A 16,387-nucleotide genomic window follows, 5' to 3' on the forward strand; every position below is an offset into this window, starting at 1 on the left:
CCTGAAATTTGCTAATTGCTATGAATTTGCGACGAGTAACCGCAGGATCAATTTCTTTTATAGTTCGGATATTTTATTATTAAAGAAACTTATGGCTCAGCTCCATCCAACTCTTAAGATAACGGAATAACCGCTCCTTTGTATTCATCTTCCATAAATTCTTTTGCCTTATCACTATGCAAGGCTTTTTCTAAAGCTTTGATGGCTGGTTCATCCTCGTCCCCTTTTCGAACAGCTATAATATTAGCGTAAGTTTGAGCAGCTTTAGAATCTTTATCTTCAATTTCTAAGGCATCATCTTGTACATCAAAGCCAGCTTCCACTGCATAATTTCCATTAATCACAGCTAAATCTACATCTTGAACAGTCCGAGCAATCTGTGAAGCATCCAGTTCAGTTATTTTTATATTTTTCGGATTTTCTTCAATATCTTTAGTTGTTGCTGTAGTAGTATCACTATCATCTTTTAACTTGATTAACCCCGCTTCTTGCAGTAATAATAAGGCGCGAGCACCATTTGTTGCATCATTTGGGATGGCAATTTCTGCTCCATTTTTTACATCATCTACTGTATCAGTTTTGCCAGGATACAAGCCTAATGGCTCATAATGAACTTGGTCTGCTGCAACCAAATCTGTATCATTTTCTTTATTAAAATTATCTAAATAAGGTTTATGTTGAAAGAAATTAGCGTCAAGATCCCCATCAGCCAACGCTTGGTCCGGTAATACATAATCATCAAAAACTTCAACTTCTAGGTCATATCCTTCATCCGCTAAATCATCTTTTACCTGCTCTAAAATTTCCGCATGAGGGGTAGCACTCGCTCCTACCTTGATTGTTTCATTCTCTTTTGAATCTGCGTCTTGGTCGCCACCACCCGAACAAGCAGCTAAACCTAAAGCAGTCAAACCGAGTACACCAGCGTATAATGTTTTTTTCAAACTTTTCTTCATTTTCAATCTCCTCCATTTTTCATTCGAACAAAAAGTTCAATTGTAACCAAATAAAAAAGCCCTCTCATCAGCATTACTGATAAAAGGGCGAATTTTTCGCGGTACCACCTTATTTTGGAAGTCTGCACTTCTCTTAGCCCATCTCAAATTTACAGAAATGGTATTCAAGTTAACGATTGAACCTTTCGAAACCACCTACCTACTTATCGGCGATTTATCCTCAGAGACCATTTTCATTTCTTTTCTATAATCTTTTCCACCCAACAAGATCTCTCTAAAATAGAAATAAGAAACTACTCTTCTCATCAACGGAATTCTCATGTAATTTTATTTACTGTAATTTACACTAGAAAATACAATTTGTCAAGATGATTTAACTTTAAAAAACTTTCTACAATTAAATCATCCTCATTAACAAAATCTGCTGTCTAAATTAAAACTAAATAGTACAAATTAGACTGAACTAAAACAACTGAATTTTAAGGACGCACACTCACTTACAGCATTGGCTTGTTCGGCTGCTTACTTTTATAATTTTAATTAATTTTTATACTCAAAACTATATTTTAATTCTTCCAGCTTGGCTAAAATTGCTGTTTGTTGAGATTTGATCGATTTAGCTGCTGTCTTGTCTCGAAAAATTAAGCGATATGTTTTATCGATTGTTTTTATTATAACTGTTTTTGAAATGGAACCTTTTACCTCTAACTCCTCAATACCTTTTAAAGAAATTACATCAATATTCTTTTTTTGTAAATTCAAATCTAACTGTATCAGTCTTATTTCTTTTTTATCTAGCAGAACAGCATAAAGTTTGGGGATTGAATATCTAGTGTATTTTTTTTCAGCTAAACCTACAATGCTTTTTTCATTGCCATATTCTTTATTTATTCGTTCTAAGTCTTCTGGCCTTACGATCCAACGCATATTACCACCTACTTTTATTTATTAGTTAAAAGTATACAGTAAGTAGTAAAAATAACCTAGAAAATAGATTGGTCTTTTATTTCAAATAAAAAAGCCAAACCCTCGTACAAGAGTTTAGCTTGCTATTATTCTTCGTCTTCTTCGGCCATGAAAGTATTGAATACTTCTTCAATCATGTCCCATTCTTTATCAGTTTCGATTTGTTCTAAGTTACCTTCAGTACCTTCTTCGTTTTCAATATAGGCATAAGCTTGTAATTCAACTTCCTCATCCTCGTCAGCTCCTGCCGGATATAATAAAACGTAATTGCGGCCAAATTCTTCCTGGCCATCGATGGTAAGCAACACTTCATATAAAGTTTCATTACCGTCTTCGTCAACTAAGGTAATATGTTCGTGCTCATCGTGATCATGCTCATGATCATGTGTATGTTCTGCCATTGATTTCATTCTCCCCTTTAAAAAAATCCGTTTAATTCATTGCAGCATCTAGATAATTTTGTAAAATAACCACTGCTGCTAATTTATCAATCACTTTTTTTCTTTTTTTACGAGACGTATCTGCTTGTTCGACTAACATTCTTTCTGCTTGAACCGTCGATAAGCGTTCATCCTGGTAGACAACCGGTAATTGATAATACTCTTCTAATTTTTTCCCATAATTCATCGATGCTTGGGCTCTTGGTCCGATTGAGTTATTCATATTCTTGGGCAAACCAACCACAAATTGTTCAACTTCATATTGTTCAACCAATTCTTTTAGACGGGCCAAACCAAATTCGCCTTCTTCTTCATTGATTGGAATAATTTCGATTCCTTGGGCTGTCCACCCTAGCGGATCACTTATAGCTACACCGACTGTTTTTGAACCAACATCTAAACCCATCGTACGCATTATAAGTTGACTCCATGGTTTTCTAAATAAAAACGTATTAAAACTTCTAATACTTCATCTCGTTCATGGCGACGAATTAAATTACGCGCATCGCGATAACGCGGTATGTACGCCGGATCACCTGACAACAAGTACCCTACGATTTGGTTAATTGGATTGTACCCTTTTTCCTCAAGCGCACGGTATACGATCGCAAGAGTTTCGCTAACTTCTTTTTTACGACTGTCATCAAAATCAAAACGTACCGTTTCGTCTTTATGCCCCATTCACTTGACACCTCTTTCTCCTAAATGTTCACTTATTCTTTTTTACATTGTACTAAACAAACCAGGAAACTACAAACATATATATCCACTTACAAAAAAGTGTACCGAAAAACTATGACTATTTTGTGAATTCTGCGTACTTTTTTACCATCATTTTCGATTGAAAAAAGTCTTGATTTTTTTCTACTGATGCAATAGCACAAGCAAAGAAAAGATCAAGACTCCTGTTTATTCTTCTTCAGATGGTAAGTTTAAACGATCATTACTGTGTAAAAAGTAAATCAGTGTCTGCAATTCATTTGTTAGATCAACATTTTGAATTAAAACGTTAGCTGGCGCTGAAATACGCGCAGGAGTAAAGTTAAGGATTCCTTTAATTCCTGATTCGACTAAATTATTTACAGCATCTTGAGCTGTCGATGCAGGCACAGTCAAAATAGCAATTTCAATTCGTTGAATTTCTATTTGTTCTACCATATCAGACATTGGATAGACAGGAATTCCATCTACAATACGTCCCACGATATCAGGATTAACATCAAAAGCCGCACTCACACGAATACTATTGCTTTGGTGAAATTTATATTTTAATAATGCACTACCCAGATTCCCCACACCAACTAAGGCAACGTTGGTCATTTCATCATCGCTTAAGGTTTTAGCAAAAAATTGCATTAAACTTTCTACATCATAGCCGTAACCTCGTTTTCCTAATTCTCCAAAATAAGAAAAATCGCGTCGAATAGTGGCGCTATCCACTTGAACAGCTTCACTTAATTCTGTTGAGGAGACTTTTGTCTTTCCTGCATCATTTAAAATTCGCAAATAGCGATAATATAAAGGCAACCGCTTAGCAGTCGCTTTGGGAATACTATTTTCTTTCACTTTCTAAACCTCCATTGTGAAAAATTCACTTATAACATGTAGTATCATAACAGATAAAAACTAAAAAAAGCAATTTGATTGCTCAAATTACTGCAAAATTTTACACAAACAGCAGTAAGTGTCTTTTGTCTTGTCTTTCTAAGATAAATAAATTGTGATAAACTAGCATTTACGAGTACATAAAATCAAGAAAAATTAAAGTGAGGATATTATGATTTTACTACAAGCAAACCAAATTGCGCGCCAATTTGGTGCAGATACTTTATTTGAAAATATTCAATTAGAAATCAGTAGCCAAGCGCGGATTGGACTTGTAGGGCGCAACGGTGCTGGTAAATCAACATTACTAAAAATCCTTGCAGGAATAAATGAACCTGATAAAGGAACGATTTCTAAAAATAAAAATGTTTCTTTAGGCTACTTGGCCCAAGACACTGGCTTAGACTCTGATAAAACAGTCTGGGAAGAAATGCTTGAAGCCTTCGCTGATGTCCAGAAAACAGAAAAACGAATGCACGAATTAGAAGTAAAAATCAGCCAGACATCTCCTGAAGATCAAAACTATGAAGCAATTCTTAACCAATATGACCGATTACAAGAAGAATTTACCGAAAAAAACGGCTACGGCTACGAAAATGAAATGCGTGCCGTTTTGCATGGCTTCCAATTTGATGAATCTTTTTATGACAAATCGATTCAAACACTTTCTGGGGGACAAAAAACACGTTTAGCCTTAGCTAAGATGCTTTTACAAAGTCCTGATATTTTAATCTTAGATGAACCGACGAATCATTTAGACATTGAAACGCTCAGTTGGTTAGAGGGTTATTTACAAAATTATCGCGGTGCGTTACTGATCGTATCTCATGACCGCTACTTCTTAGATAAAGTTGTCACTGAAATTTATGAAATTAGTCGTAGCCGAATGCGCCATTACAAAGGAAACTATAGTCGTTACTTGGACTTAAAAAGCCAACAACTAGCCAGCGATTGGAAGGCTTACGAAAAACAACAAGCTGAAATTAGCAAGTTAGAAGACTTTGTTGCCAAAAATATTGTTCGTGCTTCTACGACTAAGCGAGCACAAAGTCGCAGAAAAAAACTAGAAAAAATGGAAAAAATGGAACGCCCACAAGGAAAAGAAAAGTCAGCCAATTTTCTTTTCCATATCGCTAAAACTTCGGGAAATATTGTTTTTCAGCTAGAAGATGGCGCGATTGGTTACGATCATCAAATTGTTTCTGAGCCTATTCAATTAGACATTAAACGACAGGACGCGATCGCTTTAGTGGGTCCTAATGGCATTGGCAAATCGACTTTATTAAAATCAATGATTGGACAGATTCCTTTTATTAAAGGGGAAAAGCGGTATGGTACGAATGTGAGTATCGGCTATTATGACCAAGGGCAGGCTGACTTAAATCAAACCAAAACGATCCTACAAGAAGTGTGGGATGAACACCCCACAACTCCTGAAGTTGATATTCGTAGAGTGTTAGGCAGCTTCTTATTTTCAGGAGATGATGTTGACAAACCCATCGCTTTATTAAGTGGAGGCGAAAAAGCACGAGTCGCACTAGCAAAATTAGCCATGGAACAAAAAAACTTTCTAATTTTGGACGAACCAACCAACCACCTAGACATTGATAATAAAGAAGTCCTAGAAAATGCCTTAATTGACTATGAAGGCACACTCTTTTTTGTATCTCACGATCGCTATTTTATTAATCGTATCGCAACAAAAGTCATTGAACTTTCAAAAGAGGGTTCTCGACTTTATTTGGGCGACTATGATTATTATTTAGAAAAAAAACAAGAAGAACAACAACTAGCAGAATACGAAAAAGCAGACACTCCGCAAGAAAAGACTGTGTCTACTGGCAAGCAGAATTTTGTGCAGTCAAAACAGCAGCAAAAACAAATACGATCCCTTCAGAGAAAAGTCACCCAGATTGAAGATGAACTCAATTCTATGGATGAAACAATCAGTCAGCTTAAAGAAGAAATGACTTTACCAGAAAACTTAGACGACCATGTAAGATTAGCCGAGCTAGACCAATCATTGCAAAACACACAAAAAAAACAAGACGAGCTAATGGAACAATGGGAAGAGCTTAGTTTACAGTTAGAAGAATTCGAATCTGAAACATAAAAATTTTACCAATGTTAGTAAAAGACTGTGACACAAGTAAAAAATGTCCAAATCTTATTTGCCAGTTGGGATAAGTAACCATAAAACTCTCTCATTCAGATATTTTATTAAAAAAGAACTTATGCATAAGTTCTTTTTTGTTATTGCAGAAAAAAATTAAGAAGGAAATAAAAAATTTTTGTATGAAGTGTAATTTTTCTGTATAATTAAAGTAATTCAATATAATGGAGTGGTTTTATGAAAATCGGAATACCGAAAGAAATAAAAAACAATGAAAATCGTGTGGCTTTGCCTCCATCAGGTGTTTATGAATTGATCCAAGCAGGACATGCGGTCCTAGTGGAGACAAACGCAGGATACGGCTCAGCGTTTAAAGACGAGGCATACGAAAACGTAGGCGCAAAAATCGTTGATACTCCTGAAGAGGTCTGGGCACAAGACATGGTAATGAAAGTCAAAGAACCATTAGAAGAAGAATATAAATATTTCCGTGATGGACTCATTTTATTTACATATCTCCATTTAGCGGCAAATAAGCCTGTTGCTCAAGCTTTACAAAAAGCCAATGTCACTTCAATTGCTTATGAAAATGTACAATTAGACAATGGAACACTACCGCTATTATCTCCTATGAGTGAAATTGCTGGAAGAATGGCCGCTCAAATTGGAGCTGAATTTTTAGAAGGCCCCAAAGGCGGTAAGGGAATTGTATTAGCTGGTGTTCCTGGTGTTCGTAAAGGAAATGTGGTTGTGATTGGCGGCGGTGTTGCTGGTACAAATGCAGCCAAAATTGCTTATGGACTTGGCGCAAACGTTACAATTTTAGACGTAAATATTGATCGACTAAAAGAATTAGATACTGAATTTAACGGACAAGTACAAACATTAATGTCTAATAGTTTTAATATCGAAGAACAATTAAAAACAGCTGATCTTGTTGTAGGTGCCGTTTTATTACCTGGACGTAAGGCTCCGACACTCGTTACAAGAGAAATGGTAAAAAATATGCCAGATCATTCTGTGATTGTTGATATCGCAATTGACCAAGGTGGAATTTTCGAAACAGAAACAAGAACAACCACTCATGATGACCCAACTTATGTAGAAGAAGGCGTCACTCACTATGCAGTAGCCAACATGCCAGGGGCAGTTGCTCAAACAGCAACCATTGCTTTAAGCAATTCTACCCTGCCTTTTGCTAAGAAAATCGTTGGAGGTCCTATCGAAGAAGTTTTACAAAATGAATCAGCATTGTACCGTGGCGTGAATACCTACAAAGGACAGTTAGTACATGAAGCCGTTGCTCAGGATTTAAGTATTCAACACACACCATTAAGCGATCTACTATAATCTATAATGATTTAAAAGAGACGGTAACATAAGTAAAGACAAAGATATCCAAACTATAAAGAGATGATTGTTGCAATTTCTCATCGCAAAACCGCAATGAGTAGCGAATCTCATCAAATATAGTTTGGATATTTTATTGTTAAAAAGACTTATACCATAAGTCCATTTTTATGGCTTGATTGAACGTTGATTAAAAAAGTAGTCGTCTCAATAAAAACGCATAATGAACGGGCAAAAGTCCGTTGAGACACTGCCCAATCATTAGCTACAATGAGAGATAAGGCCAAATTTTATCATTAGGAATTATTCCCAGATTAAGAAGTAAACAAAGGACTTATACCTCAATCCTTTGTACTTTATCCTTAATCTGTCGTCAACTCTATCAAATTTCCTTCTGGATCTTGTATTACAGCTTCGTAATAACCATCACCCGTCGTTCGTGGACCGCTTAATAAAGGAAAGCCATCTTCAACAAATCTTTCAGCAAAAACATCGACGGCTTTTTTATTTCCTACTGCAATCGCTATATGTGCATAGCCTAAGCTTTCGGCTATACGATTGGATAAATGTTGTTTGTTTGTTAGCTCAATGCGACTTCCTTCTTCAAAGCTTAAAAAGTAAGAGCAAAACCCAGTTTTTTTGTTATGATATAACTCCGTACTTTCCACGTTAAAATACTTTTCGTAAAAGGTCTTCATTTTTTCAAGATCTTTGACCCAAATCGCAATATGCTCAATCTTCTTAAAATCCTCCTCGAATCGTTTCCTTTATCTTACCAAAAATAATACATATTTGGGAGTGTTAGATATATTTTATAATTTACTAAATAAGCAGCATATTACTTCTCCTATCAATTCCGATACATCTTCAATTCCAAAAACAAATCATTGTAGATGCCTAAATATTTTGGACCGAGGTCCTGATAAACCTCTAGTCGTGAGAGTTGTTTATCAGATGGATAAAATTGTTTATCTTCTGTTACTTTTTTAGGTAGTAATTTCATCGCTGCTTTATTCGGTGTGGAATAGCCGATATATTCGGCATTTTGGGCTGCATGTTCCGGCTTTAACATAAAATTGATAAAAGCATAGGCTCCCTTTTTATTTTGTGCCGTTTTAGGAATCACCAGATTATCAAACCACAGGTTGGAACCTTCTTCGGGAATAACGTAATGAATGTGCTCATTTTCTACCATCATATCCGCTGCTTCCCCGGAAAATGTTACTGCCACTGCACTTTCTTCATTTTCCATATACATTTTGATTTCATCAGCAACAATTGCCTTAACGTTAGGCGTTAACTTTCTTAATTTAGAAGTAGCCTCTTGTAGTTGAGTGTTATCTTTACTATTAAGTGAATAACCTAAGCTATTTAACCCTAAGCCCATCACTTCCCGCGCACCATCAATTAACATCACATTATTTTTCAACCCAGGATTCCATAAATCTTCCCAGGAAGTAATCGTTCCTTCTTCCACCATTTTGTCGTTGTAAGCAATTCCTAAAGTTCCCCAAAAATAAGGAACAGAATAACGATTTCCTGGGTCAAAACTTTGATCTAAAAATTGCGGATTAATATTATCTAACCCTTTTATTTTAGCTTTATCTAAGGGTAAGACTAAATTTTGTGAAATCATTTTTTGGATCATGTATTCACTAGGAATCGCGATATCATAAGCAGTGCCGCCTTGTTCAATTTTAGTAAACATGGCTTCATTAGAGTCAAAGGTGTCATAATTCACATTATAACCACTCTCTTTTTCAAATTGATCAATTAATGTGGGGTCAATATAATCTCCCCAATTATAAATATTAACTACTTTTGTCCCTGTTCTTCCGCTTGTTTTTTCCAAAGTATGAACGCCAAAAAATAGCAATAATAAAATCAGACAAATTCCTATAAAAAGCGTCTGCAACTTTTTCATGTCAAATCAGCCTTCTTCCTGGCTAGGCGATTTTTACGCAAACGTGGCAAGCGATTTTCTTTACTGATAAAATAATAACCTATAACAAGTAGTAAAGAAAATAGAAAAACAAGCGTACTTAAAGCATTAATTTCTAAATTGATTCCTTGTCTGGCTCTAGAATAAATTTCGACAGACAACGTCGTAAACCCATTGCCCGTAACAAAAAAGGTCACGGCAAAATCATCTAAAGAATAAGTAAAAGCCATGAAATAACCCGCGATCACCCCTGGAGTTAAAAACGGCAAAATAATATCTTTTAATACTTGCCAGCTGTTAGCTCCTAAATCTCTAGCAGCGTCAACCATAGAGTCTTTCATTTCTTGTAATTTCGGCAATACCATCAATACAACAATTGGCACACTAAACGCACAATGAGACAGAAGAACGCTAGTAAAACCTAAGTGAAAACTTTGCAATAAACCACCTAACATAGTAAAGAAAATCAAAAAACTTGCCCCAATAATAACGTCTGGTGAAACCAATAAAATATTATTAAAACTAAGCAAAGTATTTTTAAACCAGCTTTTTTTACTATAATAGATCCCAATAGCACCTAAAACACCAATAATGGTTGCAATCAAAGCAGATAAAAAGGCCAATAAAAAAGTATTTAATACAATCACTAATAATCGTGAATCCGAGAATAAAGCCCGGAAATGCACCAGCGAAAAGCCGCTAAATTGATTCATAGTCTCTCCTGCGTTAAAGGAGTAAAAAATTAAATAGAAAATGGGTAGATAAAGAATCACAAAAACAGCAGTTAAATAAACATAGGACCAGCGAAATTTTCTCATGATTTAACCTAACCTCCCTTTTTCTTTTCTTGTGTCAGCAGCATCACAACAAACATTGCTAGAATTAAAATTACACCAATGGTAGAACCCATTCCCCAATTTTGAGTGATTAAAAAATGCTGTTCAATCGCAGTTCCTAATGTAATCACTCGATTACCGCCAATTAAACGTGTCAACATAAATAATGAAAGCGATGGAATAAATACCGCTTGTACACCACTTTTAACACCATTTAAAGACAGCGGAAAAATGACATGAATAAAGGTCTGGTAACTATCAGCACCCAGATCACGGCTGGCACTGATTAAAGAAGAGTCAATTTCTTCTAAAGCATTATAAATGGGCATAATCATAAAGGGTATTTCAATGTAGCTTGCGACCACTAAAAAGCTAGTGTCTGTAAATAAGATTTGTGTCGGCCCAAGTCCAAAAAAAGCTAAGAAATGATTCATACTGCCATCGATCCCAAAAATACCAATAAATGCGTATGCTTTTAAAAGTAAATTTATCCACGTGGGTAAAATAATGAATAACAACCACAGGTCTTTATACTTTAATTTCGTTAAAAAATAAGCTGTGGGATAACTAATAACTAGCGTGAATAAAGTAACTAAACAGGCATACCAGATGGAGTTAAGTGTCATCATCAAATATTTTCCTGAAGTAAAATAGGTCTGATAATTTTTAAAAGTAAAAACCCCGGACATATCAAAAAATGACTGATATATAATCAAAGCCAGAGGAGCAATGACAAATAAAAATAACCAGATAAAATATGGCAGTATATAAAATCGTTGCGTTTTTAGCATTTACTCACCTACTTTACTCATAATTTTTTAACCGTCTACCAAAATCTTTTTCAGTTTCGTTAAAACGCATAATGTGAATATCTTCGGGTTCAAAATACAAGCCAACATAATTCCCTTCAATTGCCTTTTTTGTAGAATGGACCATCCACTTATTTCCTTGTTTATCACTACCGATGATCTCATAATGCACACCACGAAATAGTTGCGTATCCACTTTTACAACTAACTTTCCCTTTTCAACTGAAGTCAGTTGTAGGTCTTCTGGACGTATCACCACTTCAACCGCTTCATTTTCTCGCATCCCACTATCCACGCAAGCAAAACGTTGGTTTCCTATCTGTACTAACTTATCTTCTAGCATAATTCCATCTATAATATTACTTTCGCCAACAAAGTCGGCTACAAAGTGGTTAATTGGTTCATCGTAAATAGCAACCGGCGTTCCTTTTTGCACAATTTCCCCTTGGTTCATAACAAAGATTTCGTCACTCATCGCCAGGGCCTCTTCCTGATCATGTGTAACAAAAATAAAAGTAATCCCCAAACGCTTTTGTAAATCACGCAATTCATACTGCATATCTGTTCTTAACTTTAAATCTAGTGCCGATAATGGTTCATCTAGTAACAATACTTTAGGTTTGTTGACGATTGCTCGAGCAATGGCTACTCTTTGTCTTTGCCCACCTGACATCTCACTGATTTCTCGCTTTTCGTAACCAGTTAATTGTACAGAACGCAAAGCTTCATACACTTTTTCTTTTATTTTGCTTTTCGTTATTTTCTTTATTTTTAATCCAAAGGCTACGTTGTCAAAAACGTTCATATGGGGAAATAAAGCATAGTCTTGAAATACGGTATTCACTTGACGCTTATTTGCAGGAATATCATTAATTCTTTTGCTGGCAAAAAAAATATCTCCTTTGTCAGCATCAGTAAAGCCAGCAATTGTTCTTAAAATCATTGTTTTCCCACATCCTGATGGGCCCAAAAGTGTATAAAATTTTCCTTCTTCAATATCAAAAGAAATATCTTTTAAAATCGTTTCATCGGCAAACTTTTTGACAATATGGTTAAATGAAATAATAGTTTGGCTCACTTATCTCCCTCCTTTGAGTAAAAGTTCTCTCTTTTAGTTTATTAGCCTGTACAAGAATAACTTTTTTCTTAGTATAAACGCAAGAAGTTTTGCTTAAATTTTCTTATACTTCGAACTTAGCTTAAAAGCTATCAAGAGAAATAAAAGTTGTGTTATGATAAAATCAATAAAACCTAAAAAAGTACGAAAAGAAAACTTTTTAGCAAAAGGAGAATTGAAATGGAAAACTTTTTAGCTTTTGAAGTGACCCAGACCGAAAATGTCTTTTCTCGAGGGATTGTTAGAAAACAAAGTGGAACACTTAAAAAAAATTATGTCCGTGTTCAAGTAGAGTATTCTGATATTAACTATAAAGATGCCTTAGCTGCAAGTAAAAACAAGGGCGTAGTTGCAGAATATCCTAAAGTGATTGGCATTGACCTAGCAGGAACAGTGATTGAATCAAATGCCCCAGAATGGACAAACGGACAAAAAGTTCTTGCTACAGGTTATGGATTGGGCACAAGTGTAGATGGTGGTTTTAGCCAAATTCAAGATGTACCCGCCCAGTGGCTAGTTAAAATCCCACAAAGTTTAACAACAAAAGAAGCGATGAAATTTGGTACGGCTGGTTTTACCGCCGCCTTGGCTGTACAAAATTTAGTTAAAGAAACCGCTGATAAAAATGCACCCATTCTTGTGACAGGCGCAACAGGTGGTGTGTCTACTATTACTATCTCACTTTTGCATCAATTGGGTTACATAAATATCGTTGCCATGACTTCAAAAAAAGAGCAAGCCAGTTGGCTATCAGAACTAGGAGCTACTGATATCCAATCACCTGCCGAAATTTTACCGGAAAAGAAAAAACCTCTGGGAAAACAAAGGTTTGCAGCTGTTATCGATACTGTAGGCGGTGAAATTCTAGCAAACTTACTTCCCTTAATTCAATACGGGGGCTGTGCAGTCTTATGCGGCAACGCCGGTGGAATCACTTTAGATACCACAGTCTTGCCTTTTATCTTGCGCAGCATTAAAATGATTGGGATTGATTCAGTAAATGTCGAATCCACGAAAAGAAAAGAAATTTGGCAATTTTTAGCTCAAAATAAAATAATACTAGAACAGTTACCTTTCCAAAAAGTCACTTTGACTGACTTAGATGAAACGATTGAATCCTTGTTAAACGGCACGCACATGGGCCGTACCATTGTTGAGGTAGGTGAAAAACAGTGAAAGTTCTCATTACGGCAGGCGGTACTTCTGAAAAAATCGATAGTGTCCGCTCTATTACAAATCATTCCTCTGGGCGTTTAGGTTGTTTGATGGCAGAAGAATTTTTAAAAAAGCAAGTGACAGTCGATTATGTAACCACTGCTTCAGCCCAACATCCGACAAAAAATAAAAATTTAAAATTTTACGAAATCGACGGTACACAAGATTTGGCCGACTTATTACAAACTTTGCTGAAAAAAACAAACTATGATGCTGTAATTCATAGTATGGCTGTTAGCGACTTTGCACCCGCTCAAAGTTTTTCCCAGGAAAATTTCTTAGAAAAAATCAATCACCTGATTCAAGAAAAAAAAGGCCCTTTAGTTAAAAGCGACCTTAAACAGCTCACTCAGGCTAGCCCGACAACGGAAAAGAAAATTTCCTCTGATACTGACCAGCTTTATTTGGTTTTAGAAAAAACGCCAAAAGTTATCCAATTGATTAAACGAATCCAACCAACAACTTTATTAATAGGATTTAAATTACTAGTTGATGTTTCAAAACAGACATTAGTAGCTACGGCAAAAGCTAGTTTTGAAAAAAATCAAGCCGATTATGTATTAGCTAACGACCTAGCAAAGATTAAAGACAACCAGCATATTGGTTACCTTATAGATAAAAGCGGTCAACTTATCGGAGAAGAACAAACAAAAGAAGCGATTGCAAGATTAATTGCTCAAACAGTTATTAACCATAACGTATAATTTTATGGGAGGAGTTAAAATGACAAAACATATTTTATTAGGAGTCACTGGTAGCATCTCTGCCTATAAATCCGCAGATATCGCCAATGAACTGACGAAAAAGGGCTACTTATTAGATGTTCTTATGACAAACAGCGCCCAAGAATTTATTACACCATTGACCTTACAGTCATTAACCAAACGGATGGTACATACTGATGTTATGAACGAACCAAACCCCAGTAAGATTAATCATATCGAATTAACCAAACCTGCCGATTTATTCTTAGTTGCACCAGCAACGGCCAACATCATTGGAAAATTGGCCAATGGTCTGGCAGATGATTTAATTAGTACCGTTGCACTTGCATTGCCTAGCGACCGGACAAAATTGATTGCACCGGCCATGAATACAAACATGTACACCCACCCGCTTGTGCAAAAAAATTTAGATACCTTAAAAGACATTGGCTACAAAGAAATTGAACCGCGAGAATCCTTACTGGCTTGTGGTGATTACGGTTCAGGTGCACTAGCTACAGCTGATGTTATTGTTGAAAGAGTCGTAAAAATACTCGAAGGCAAGGAGGCCTAAAAGTTATGAAGCAGAAACAAAAAACTTTTCAGCTGGTTTTGACCGCTTTTTTTCTGGCGATATTAATTTTACTTGCCTCGGTACCTTTTCTTGGCTTTATTCCAATTGGTCCTTTAAACGCAACAACATTGCATATTCCCGTTATTATTGCTTCCATCGTTTTAGGACCACGCTTGGGAGCATTTTTAGGCGCAAGCTTTGGTCTGATTAGTATGATTCGTTCTACGATTATTGTAACGCCTCTATCCTTTGTCTTCTCGCCTTTTATTGCACCTTTAGGAGCAAGTGGTTATGGTAGTTGGAAAGCTTTATTGATCACATTCATTCCACGAATTTTAATCGGAATTGTGCCTTATTATTTCTACCGCTGGTTTGAAAAACGGATGAAAGATCGTAAACACGGTCTAGGTCTTTTTTTAGCTGGTCTATTAGGGGGAATTGTAAATACAATTTTGGTTATGAATATGATTTATTTCCTATTTCAAGGCGAATATGCTCAAGTAATTGGCGAGGCAGGAAATGCCGTTTATGTAGCTATACTTTCCATTATATTTGCTCAAGGGATTCCTGAAGCTATTGTTGCTGGTATTGCTACAGCCGGAGTTGCCACAGTTTTGTTACGCTTTTTAAAAAAACGCGTCTAAAAAAGAGATTGCCAAGAGAAAGTGACCTCAAAAAAGTTAAGACTAAATTCTAACTTCTAAGGAACACTTCTATTTTGGCAATCTCTTTTATTATCCCTAAAAGAATGTTCTTTTTACGTCCGGTTACTTTTGTCAATCAATGTCGCATTGACTTCTTCACCGATAATACGAACTTCTGTTTGCAAATTGACGTCAAATTTTTCCTTGATAACTTTTTGTATATGAGCAATCAGTTCTACATAGTCAGTAGCCGTTGCACCGTCTACATTAATAATAAAGCCAGCATGCTTATTAGAAATTTGTGCACCGCCCCATTGCAGCCCTTGTAAGCCTGCTTGTTGAATCAATTGCCCTGTAAAATGTCCAGGTGGCCGTTTAAATACACTCCCACACGAAGGATATTCTAACGGTTGTTTTGATTCACGCAAGTAAGTTAACTCATCCATTCGTTCTTTGATGAAATGATACTGTCCCTCTTTTAAAGTAAAGCGAGCATTCAAAATGATCCCATGTTGCACTTGAATCGCGCTATGTCGATAGCTAAAAGCCATATCTTGGTTAGAAAGCGTTTCGACAGAACCATCAGGCATTAAAACGTCACAAGAAGTAAATACATCTTTGATTTCCCCATCATAGGCACCAGCATTCATAAATACAGCTCCACCGACACTTCCAGGGATCCCACAAGCAAACTCTAAACCGCTTAAAGACGCATCAAGTGCTGCATAGCTAGTGTCGATTAAGCGAGCGCCCGCTTGTACTTCAACCACATTATCTGTCACTTTAATTTGGTTCATCGCCAAAAGCATAATGACAACGCCGCGAATACCGCCATCTCGTACAATTAAATTACTAGCATTCCCTAAAACCAGCCAAGGAATATCTTGATTACGACAGTACAAAACGAGTTCTTCAGCTTCTTCTTCGGTCTCAGGAAAGGCTAACACATCAGCCGGACCACCGGTCTTTGTAAATGTATAGTGTTTTAATGGTTCATCAATTAGTAAATTAACTGTTGGAAATTGTTGTACTATTTTTTCTTTATCCACCAAAAACTTCTCCTTTGTCCAAACGTCTCACCCATTCTATCACGTTCTTTATAAACTGACCACTGAT

General features: G+C 36.1%; 18 protein-coding genes and 1 other annotated feature. Of the genes, 6 read left to right on the forward strand and 12 right to left on the reverse strand.

Going from position 1 to position 16,387, the window contains the following annotated elements; genetic code table 11:
* Nucleotides 1-113: 113 nt before the first annotated feature.
* The 6 genes from TS1_RS02715 to TS1_RS02740 all read right to left on the reverse strand — a co-directional run bounded on the left by TS1_RS02715 (nt 114) and on the right by TS1_RS02740 (nt 3,928).
* Complete coding sequence (locus TS1_RS02715) at nt 114-944, reverse strand: MetQ/NlpA family ABC transporter substrate-binding protein (RefSeq protein ID WP_245610101.1); 831 nt, start codon at nt 942-944, stop codon at nt 114-116.
* A 92-nt stretch (nt 945-1,036) separates the two neighbouring features.
* Nucleotides 1,037-1,274 (reverse strand) — a binding site (T-box leader).
* A gap of 222 nt (nt 1,275-1,496) precedes the next feature.
* Nucleotides 1,497-1,883, reverse strand: a complete 387-nt coding sequence (locus TS1_RS02720; protein WP_068707580.1) for a hypothetical protein — start codon at nt 1,881-1,883, stop codon at nt 1,497-1,499.
* Between the two features lie 125 nt (nt 1,884-2,008).
* On the reverse strand, nt 2,009-2,323 hold the full coding sequence (locus TS1_RS02725) for a DUF1292 domain-containing protein (protein ID WP_068707582.1): 315 nt from the start codon (nt 2,321-2,323) through the stop codon (nt 2,009-2,011).
* Nucleotides 2,324-2,354: 31 nt separating this feature from the next.
* Nucleotides 2,355-2,777 (reverse strand): Holliday junction resolvase RuvX, encoded by a 423-nt coding sequence (gene ruvX, locus TS1_RS02730; RefSeq protein WP_068707584.1) that lies wholly within the window; start codon nt 2,775-2,777, stop codon nt 2,355-2,357.
* Nucleotides 2,777-3,043 (reverse strand): IreB family regulatory phosphoprotein, encoded by a 267-nt coding sequence (locus TS1_RS02735; protein ID WP_068707585.1) that lies wholly within the window; start codon nt 3,041-3,043, stop codon nt 2,777-2,779. Before TS1_RS02735 ends, ruvX begins: the two co-directional genes overlap by 1 nt.
* A 228-nt stretch (nt 3,044-3,271) precedes the next feature.
* Entirely contained in the window at nt 3,272-3,928 is a 657-nt protein-coding gene (locus tag TS1_RS02740) for a redox-sensing transcriptional repressor Rex (protein ID WP_068707586.1), read from the reverse strand.
* Between the two features lie 211 nt (nt 3,929-4,139).
* On the opposite strand from TS1_RS02740, the gene TS1_RS02745 reads away from it, so the two are divergent.
* Together TS1_RS02745 and ald are read left to right on the forward strand one after the other, a co-directional pair.
* Nucleotides 4,140-6,080 carry an ABC transporter ATP-binding protein gene (locus TS1_RS02745; RefSeq protein WP_068707587.1) on the forward strand — a complete coding sequence of 647 codons (1,941 nt, stop codon included), beginning with the start codon at nt 4,140-4,142 and terminating at the stop codon, nt 6,078-6,080.
* Between the two features lie 237 nt (nt 6,081-6,317).
* Nucleotides 6,318-7,430: an alanine dehydrogenase gene (gene ald / locus TS1_RS02750; protein WP_068707589.1), complete on the forward strand. Its 1,113-nt coding sequence runs from the start codon at nt 6,318-6,320 to the stop codon at nt 7,428-7,430.
* A 362-nt stretch (nt 7,431-7,792) separates the two neighbouring features.
* Here ald and TS1_RS02755 read toward each other — a convergent pair whose 3' ends face one another.
* The 5 genes from TS1_RS02755 to TS1_RS02775 form a co-directional block, all read right to left on the reverse strand.
* The gene (locus TS1_RS02755; protein WP_281177354.1) at nt 7,793-8,167 is read right to left on the reverse strand and encodes a VOC family protein; all 375 of its coding nucleotides are present in this window, start codon (nt 8,165-8,167) and stop codon (nt 7,793-7,795) included.
* A 113-nt stretch (nt 8,168-8,280) separates the two neighbouring features.
* Nucleotides 8,281-9,354, reverse strand: coding sequence for an ABC transporter substrate-binding protein (locus TS1_RS02760; protein ID WP_068707594.1), 1,074 nt, complete (start codon nt 9,352-9,354; stop codon nt 8,281-8,283).
* Nucleotides 9,351-10,190, reverse strand: a complete 840-nt coding sequence (locus tag TS1_RS02765; RefSeq protein ID WP_068707596.1) for an ABC transporter permease — start codon at nt 10,188-10,190, stop codon at nt 9,351-9,353. The genes TS1_RS02760 and TS1_RS02765 overlap by 4 nt, the downstream gene beginning before the upstream one ends.
* A gap of 8 nt (nt 10,191-10,198) precedes the next feature.
* Nucleotides 10,199-10,999: an ABC transporter permease gene (locus tag TS1_RS02770; protein WP_068707598.1), complete on the reverse strand. Its 801-nt coding sequence runs from the start codon at nt 10,997-10,999 to the stop codon at nt 10,199-10,201.
* Nucleotides 11,000-11,012: 13 nt separating this feature from the next.
* A complete protein-coding gene (locus tag TS1_RS02775; RefSeq protein WP_068707601.1) occupies nt 11,013-12,095 on the reverse strand; it encodes an ABC transporter ATP-binding protein in 1,083 nt (360 codons plus the stop codon).
* Nucleotides 12,096-12,314: 219 nt separating this feature from the next.
* On the opposite strand from TS1_RS02775, the gene TS1_RS02780 reads away from it, so the two are divergent.
* Genes TS1_RS02780 through TS1_RS02795 form a run of 4 tightly spaced genes read left to right on the forward strand, consistent with a single transcriptional unit; the run spans nt 12,315 to nt 15,271 of the window.
* Nucleotides 12,315-13,310 carry a YhdH/YhfP family quinone oxidoreductase gene (locus TS1_RS02780; protein ID WP_068707603.1) on the forward strand — a complete coding sequence of 332 codons (996 nt, stop codon included), beginning with the start codon at nt 12,315-12,317 and terminating at the stop codon, nt 13,308-13,310.
* The gene (locus TS1_RS02785) at nt 13,307-14,053 is read left to right on the forward strand and encodes a phosphopantothenate--cysteine ligase (RefSeq protein ID WP_068707606.1); all 747 of its coding nucleotides are present in this window, start codon (nt 13,307-13,309) and stop codon (nt 14,051-14,053) included. The genes TS1_RS02780 and TS1_RS02785 overlap by 4 nt, the downstream gene beginning before the upstream one ends.
* A 19-nt stretch (nt 14,054-14,072) precedes the next feature.
* A complete protein-coding gene (gene coaC, locus TS1_RS02790) occupies nt 14,073-14,627 on the forward strand; it encodes a phosphopantothenoylcysteine decarboxylase (RefSeq protein ID WP_068707608.1) in 555 nt (184 codons plus the stop codon).
* A 5-nt stretch (nt 14,628-14,632) separates the two neighbouring features.
* Nucleotides 14,633-15,271: an ECF transporter S component gene (locus TS1_RS02795; protein WP_068707610.1), complete on the forward strand. Its 639-nt coding sequence runs from the start codon at nt 14,633-14,635 to the stop codon at nt 15,269-15,271.
* Between the two features lie 113 nt (nt 15,272-15,384).
* Here the strand turns inward: TS1_RS02795 and murB are convergent, their stop codons facing one another.
* Nucleotides 15,385-16,320: a UDP-N-acetylmuramate dehydrogenase gene (gene murB / locus TS1_RS02800; RefSeq protein WP_068707612.1), complete on the reverse strand. Its 936-nt coding sequence runs from the start codon at nt 16,318-16,320 to the stop codon at nt 15,385-15,387.
* Nucleotides 16,321-16,387 lie beyond the last annotated feature (67 nt).

This window comes from Tetragenococcus solitarius NBRC 100494 (assembly GCF_001544195.1).
GTDB classification, from domain to species: domain Bacteria; phylum Bacillota; class Bacilli; order Lactobacillales; family Enterococcaceae; genus Tetragenococcus; species Tetragenococcus solitarius.

Bases quoted from the DNA above. Each gene is read 5' to 3' on its own strand.
- TS1_RS02720 (WP_068707580.1), bottom strand. From the start codon at position 1,883: ATGCGTTGGATCGTAAGGCCAGAAGACTTAGAACGAATAAATAAAGAA.
- TS1_RS02725 (WP_068707582.1), bottom strand. From the start codon at position 2,323: ATGGCAGAACATACACATGATCATGAGCATGATCACGATGAGCACGAA.
- ruvX (WP_068707584.1), bottom strand. From the start codon at position 2,777: ATGCGTACGATGGGTTTAGATGTTGGTTCAAAAACAGTCGGTGTAGCT.
- TS1_RS02735 (WP_068707585.1), bottom strand. From the start codon at position 3,043: ATGGGGCATAAAGACGAAACGGTACGTTTTGATTTTGATGACAGTCGT.
- TS1_RS02745 (WP_068707587.1), top strand. From the start codon at position 4,140: ATGATTTTACTACAAGCAAACCAAATTGCGCGCCAATTTGGTGCAGAT.
- ald (WP_068707589.1), top strand. From the start codon at position 6,318: ATGAAAATCGGAATACCGAAAGAAATAAAAAACAATGAAAATCGTGTG.
- TS1_RS02760 (WP_068707594.1), bottom strand. From the start codon at position 9,354: ATGAAAAAGTTGCAGACGCTTTTTATAGGAATTTGTCTGATTTTATTA.
- TS1_RS02765 (WP_068707596.1), bottom strand. From the start codon at position 10,190: ATGAGAAAATTTCGCTGGTCCTATGTTTATTTAACTGCTGTTTTTGTG.
- TS1_RS02770 (WP_068707598.1), bottom strand. From the start codon at position 10,999: ATGCTAAAAACGCAACGATTTTATATACTGCCATATTTTATCTGGTTA.
- TS1_RS02780 (WP_068707603.1), top strand. From the start codon at position 12,315: ATGGAAAACTTTTTAGCTTTTGAAGTGACCCAGACCGAAAATGTCTTT.
- coaC (WP_068707608.1), top strand. From the start codon at position 14,073: ATGACAAAACATATTTTATTAGGAGTCACTGGTAGCATCTCTGCCTAT.
- TS1_RS02795 (WP_068707610.1), top strand. From the start codon at position 14,633: ATGAAGCAGAAACAAAAAACTTTTCAGCTGGTTTTGACCGCTTTTTTT.